Source organism: Rhodopirellula europaea 6C (genome assembly GCF_000338295.1).
In the GTDB taxonomy this organism is placed as follows: Bacteria; Planctomycetota; Planctomycetia; order Pirellulales; family Pirellulaceae; genus Rhodopirellula; species Rhodopirellula europaea.
Genome location: NZ_ANMO01000010.1, coordinates 1 through 1,268, shown reverse-complemented (window position 1 = coordinate 1,268; position 1,268 = coordinate 1). Strand labels below are relative to the sequence as shown.

Below are 1,268 nucleotides of genomic sequence, written 5' to 3'. Positions count from 1 at the left end.
CCCCGACTGAAGACCCATGAATCTTGACGTCATGACAATTCGTGCCTCAGCTATCGTCCTTCTTGCAGGACTGCTGCAGGCTCATGCGTCAGCCGATGAATTTGAGGTCTTTGGCACGCCAACGGTTTTTACTGTAACGCCGGAGATTCTCGCTGAAACACCAACGTGGAACGCCGGCGAAGAACCAATTCCTTGCAGTATCGTCCAAGCGATAAAGGTCGCAAAGACACGACACGAAAAAACTGCATTCAAGGGCTACGGTGATCTTCATGCGTGGGCCTTCCACCGCGCTATACTCGTGTCCGAAGACGAAAATCGCTTCTACTGGCTGGTGACATACAAGGGTCCGTACGATCCGTCTCTTTTTCGAGGTCCCGGCGGCTACTCGTATCCCGATGCTCGTACGCGGTACATTCACTATCCGGTTTTGATGAACGGTCAACTCGCACCGGAATTGCCTCTGGGCGCAAAACAGACTCGCTTCCAAAAACAGTTGTTTGACAATTTTGACTTCTGGAGTCCGCTGGAACGTACGGGTTGGCCTCATCTTTCGCGTGATCTCGACGAATTCGCAGGTGACCGAGACGACGATCCCTTTGCTCCCGCCGAGGGCGAAACAAACAGCGGGGAACCATCCCGTGCACCGGAGCCGGGCTTGCAAGGTTTCTCAAATGGACAATTAACTATCCCGGCCCGGTGACGGGCAACGTTCCCCGATCGACAGAGTCATGCCGCCTCGCAGTTGCAAACTCGAAACGGACGCGAGACACACTCACCTCGTGGCGCACTCTTGTGTCGCTTGCGTGGTGCGATCCGCCTTGATTCTTCTGCTGTTTTCGCTCGCGGGATGCTCACAAACGTCGGAGAGCATCTACACAGTTAAGGAAACGGCCGTCAACTTGGGCAACATCATGTACACGGACGGCGAGGATGGGATGTACGATGTTTGGTACGACGGAATCGAATTGACCAATGGCCACTCAACCATTCGCATTGCACTGGATGGCTCGGAGCCGGACTACGACGAACTGTATTCGCTCTCGGCTGGCGACCGCGTCGAGATCAAAACCGACCTGTCGTTGCTTCGCCCCAATTTGCTTGACGCATACTGGGCTAGCGACGTCGACATTGAGACTTTAGACCGATGAAAAAACGTCTCCCACGCTGAATGCCCTTAGCGCAAGCGGGGAACCATCCCGTGCACCGGAGCCGGGCTTGCGAGCTTTCTGGCAATGGTGGACCTTTTCCTCCCGGCCCGGTGACGGGCA

Annotated in this window: 2 protein-coding genes; both read left to right on the top strand. The window is 55.4% G+C overall.

From position 1 onward, the window contains the following. Window positions 1-31 precede the first annotated feature (31 nt). Window positions 32-700: a hypothetical protein gene (locus RE6C_RS00630; protein ID WP_008652870.1), complete on the top strand. Its 669-nt coding sequence runs from the start codon at window positions 32-34 to the stop codon at window positions 698-700. Between the two features lie 118 nt (window positions 701-818). Beyond that, window positions 819-1,148, top strand: coding sequence for a DUF4265 domain-containing protein (locus tag RE6C_RS00625; RefSeq protein WP_236617829.1), 330 nt, complete (start codon window positions 819-821; stop codon window positions 1,146-1,148). Window positions 1,149-1,268 lie beyond the last annotated feature (120 nt).

Excerpts from the sequence above, each read along its gene's own strand:
- RE6C_RS00630 (WP_008652870.1), top strand. The coding sequence starts at position 32 with ATGACAATTCGTGCCTCAGCTATCGTCCTTCTTGCAGGACTGCTGCAG.